Here is a 3,521-nt window from a genome sequence, read left to right on the forward strand (position 1 = left end):
CTGGCCGTCGCAACGGTGGAGCGGCTGGAGGACGGCACCCGCAGGGTGCATCTGGCCACCGCGGACCACGGCGCGCGGGCCTGTCCCGTGTGCGGGGTGTTCGCCACGAGGGTCAAGGGCCCGGCGGTCACCCGGCCGCGTGATCTGCCCTGGGGTGAGCGGGTCCTGCAGTTGGTGTGGCACAAGCGACGCTGGTACTGCACTGAGCCGTTGTGCCCGAGGAAGTCGTTCACCGAGCAGGTGAGCCAGGTCCCGACCGGGGCACGGATCACCACCCGACTTCGGGAGGCGGCCGGGCGGCGGGTGCGCGATGCCGGGTCCACCGTCGTGCAGGCAGCCCGCGACCTGCGCTTGTCCTGGCCCACGGTGATGGATGCCTTCCGCACCGCCGGGCAGCAAGTGACCGCCGTCGCGCTGGAGCCGGTCACGGTGCTGGGGATCGACGAGACCCGCCGCGGCCGCGCGCAGTGGCGGCAGAACCCGGACACCGGTCGGTGGGAGCCGGTGGTCGACCGCTGGCACACCGGCTTCGTGGACGCATTCGGTGTGCAGGGCCTGCTCGGCCAGATCGAAGGCCGCGCGACCAGCGACGTCCTGGCCTGGCTGGCCGGCACCGATCTGCAGTGGCGCAAGCAGATCCACTACGTCGCCATCGACATGTCCGCCGGCTACCGCGCCGCCATCCGCACCGGCCTGCCGCACGCCACCGTCGTGGTCGACCACTTCCACGTCGTCCAGCTCGCCAACAGATGCTCAACATCGTGCGCCGCCGCACCACCGCCAGCCTGCGCGGCAGGCGCGGCCGGGCCACCGATCCCGAGTGGAAGGCCCGCCGCCGGCTCCTGCGCAACCGCGAAGACCTCACAGACGCCCAGTTCAGCACGATGTGGAACGCACTGATCAACGCGGGCACCCTCGGTATGACGCTGCTGACCGCCTGGATCGCCAAAGAGCGGCTGCGGGACCTGCTCGCCACAGCCCGGACCAGCGCCGACCGGAGCCACATCGGACACCTGCGCTGGAAGTTCCTGACCTGGTGCGCCGACTCCGACATCCCCGAGGTCCGCCAGCTCGCCACCACCATCGACCGCTGGTGGGCCGAGATCGAAGCGTTCATCCACACCGGCCACAGCAACGCCAAAAGCGAAGGCATCAACCGCGTGATCAAGCTCGTCGCCCGCGCAGCCCACGGCTTCCGCAACCCCACCAACCAACGCCTACGCACACGCTGCGTCACCACCCGTCGAGCCCGCGGACACCTCCGCACCGCCTAAAATCGAAGACCCAGTAACGCGGGCACGACGGGACATCGCAAGGGGCCGGTACGCGCGCGCGTACCGGCCCCTTCGCCGTGGGTGCGGCCGCCGGCTGGGCCGCCCGCTGGGTCGGCCGGTTGTCTACGGTCGTAGATGGCGGGTCGTATGCTCGTTCCATGACTGGTGGACAGGCGCCTCGCCGGCGGGATGCGGCGGCGACACGCGAAGCGATCCTGGCGGCCGCGGTGGTGGAGTTCGCCGAGCACGGGTACGACCGGGCCGGGGTGCGGCAGATCGCCGAGCGCGCGGGCGTCACGGCGATGATGATCAACCGCTACTTCGGATCGAAGCAGGGCCTGTTCACCGAGGCGGTGGATCGCCTCTTCGGGCCGCCGACGGTGGTGGGTACCGAATCCCGTGGCCTGACGGGGGCGATGGCCCGGTCGCTCGCCGAGCGCACGAGTGCGGGTGCCGAGCGCCTCGACCCGTTCCTGCTGATGCTCCGCTCCGCGTCGGACCCGGAGGCCGCCGCCATCCTCCGGCAGGGGATCGAGACGCACGTCGGCGCCCGGCTGGCGGGACTGATCGGCGGCCCGGAGGCCGAGTTGCGCGCCCAGTTGGGCCTGGCACTGGCCGCGGGGACGTGGCTGCTGCGCACGGTCGTCGGCGTCGGCGCGCTGGCGGACGCCGACGACGACCGGCTGGCGGAGTTGCTGGCCGCGATGCTCCAGCCGGTCACGGACAGGGCGGAGGCTCGTGGCGCCGAGCCCCGGAGCGCCGAGGACGGAGGCGGCGAGGCGTAGCGGGCGGATGCGCCGTCGCCGCCGTGCCGGGTCCGCCGGGATGTCGCCGGCTCAGAAGACCGAGCGGATCAGGCCGCCGTCCACCCGGATCGTCGCTCCGCTGACGTACTGTGCGTGCGGCCCGCACAGGTAGGCGACGGCCGCGGCGATCTCGTCGGGTTCGCCGAAGCGGTTCTGGTCGTTGGGGATGAGCGCCTCGACGGCGTTGGGGTGGATGTCGTCCCAGGTCTGCCCCCAGCCGCGGTCGGGTCCGATCTGGGTGACGAGGGTCTTGACGCTGTCGACGAGGATCGCGCCGGGGGAGACCACGTTGGAGGTGACGCCGGTGCCCTTGAGGTCGCGGGCCAGGGAGACCGCCAGGTTGTGCCGGGCGGCGAGGGTCGCGTTGTACTGGGGGTGGGTGTTCATCGGCTGGGAGGCGAGTCCGCCGCCGATGGTGATCACGCGGCCCCAGCCGCGTTCGCGCATGGCCGGGACCAGGTGCTGGATCATCCGCACCCCCGAGACGACGTTGACGTTGTAGGTGTCGTTCCACTCCTGGGGAGTGGCGTCCGCCCACGACAGGTGCCGGTAGAAACCGGCGTTGTTGACGAGGATGTCGACGGGTCCGCCGGCGGTGGCGGCCCGGGCGGCGTCGGCGGCGCCTTCGTCGGTGGCCAGGTCGCCCAGCGCGGTGTCGGCCGTCCCGCCGGCTGCGCGGATCGCCGCCGCGACGGCCTCCACGCGGTCCTTGTCGCGTCCGTGGATCACCACGGCGGCGCCCTCGGCTGCCAGCATCCTGGCGGTCGCCTCGCCGAGCCCTGCGCTGGAGCCGGTGACGAGTGCGCGCTTGCCGGTGAGATCGAGGTTCATGGTGCTGAGTCCTTTCCGTCGGCCGGGCTGCCCTCGCGCCCTGTTCGTGCGAGCGGCGGCCGGCCACATCTCCAAGTCTACACTCGTAGACCTATTGGGATCGGCCGGCCCGAACAGGCCTCCCACCTGCTATGATCCGTCGCGGACGGGTGCCTTGCCACGCCCTGGGGCGTCGACTCAGAAGGTGACCTCCAGGGCGACGATCGGGTGGCGGCGCCGCCGCCCGGTCACGTTGGCGTACAGGTCACCCAGGCGGGCGAGCAGGTACTTGCGGCCGAGCAGTCGGCGGACCTTCTCCGCGCCGTCGGCGTCGAGCAGCCGGCCGCTGCCCACCGCCTCGGCAGCGCCGGCCTTGATCCGGCCGCGCACGTCGCAGACCACGACCTTGACCCGCGGATCCGCCCGCAGCCGCTTCGGCGGCCATCTCGGCCGGGGCCTGACTGCGGCGGAAGCGGCCACCGCCACCCGGCAGATCACGCGGCCGGGTGACCGCCGGGCCCTTGACCCTCGTGGCGAACACCCCGCACACGGGACAGGCCCGCGCGCCGTGGTCCGCGGTGGCCAGATGCACCCTGCGGGTGCCGTCCTCCAGCCGCTCCACCGTTGCGAC

At 72.4% G+C, this 3,521-nt stretch carries 3 protein-coding genes and 1 pseudogene; 2 read left to right on the forward strand and 2 right to left on the reverse strand.

The genetic code is table 11. The features are described 5' to 3' along the window. The first annotated feature begins 87 nt into the window (after positions 1 to 87). Together KN815_RS51345 and KN815_RS47740 are read left to right on the forward strand one after the other, a co-directional pair. Positions 88 to 1,274: pseudogene (locus KN815_RS51345) on the forward strand (ISL3 family transposase). Positions 1,275 to 1,432: 158 nt separating this feature from the next. Next, positions 1,433 to 2,059 carry a TetR/AcrR family transcriptional regulator gene (locus KN815_RS47740; protein WP_216348015.1) on the forward strand — a complete coding sequence of 209 codons (627 nt, stop codon included), beginning with the start codon at positions 1,433 to 1,435 and terminating at the stop codon, positions 2,057 to 2,059. 51 nt (positions 2,060 to 2,110) lie between these two features. Here KN815_RS47740 and KN815_RS47745 read toward each other — a convergent pair whose 3' ends face one another. Both KN815_RS47745 and KN815_RS47750 read right to left on the reverse strand, forming a co-directional pair. Continuing rightward, positions 2,111 to 2,911, reverse strand: a complete 801-nt coding sequence (locus KN815_RS47745) for an SDR family NAD(P)-dependent oxidoreductase (RefSeq protein ID WP_216348016.1) — start codon at positions 2,909 to 2,911, stop codon at positions 2,111 to 2,113. Between the two features lie 177 nt (positions 2,912 to 3,088). Continuing rightward, positions 3,089 to 3,376, reverse strand: coding sequence for a PNPOx family protein (locus KN815_RS47750; RefSeq protein ID WP_216348017.1), 288 nt, complete (start codon positions 3,374 to 3,376; stop codon positions 3,089 to 3,091). Positions 3,377 to 3,521: the final 145 nt, after the last annotated feature.

The sequence above is a fragment of the Streptomyces niphimycinicus genome (genome assembly GCF_018883605.1).
Lineage (GTDB): Bacteria > Actinomycetota > Actinomycetes > Streptomycetales > Streptomycetaceae > Streptomyces > Streptomyces niphimycinicus.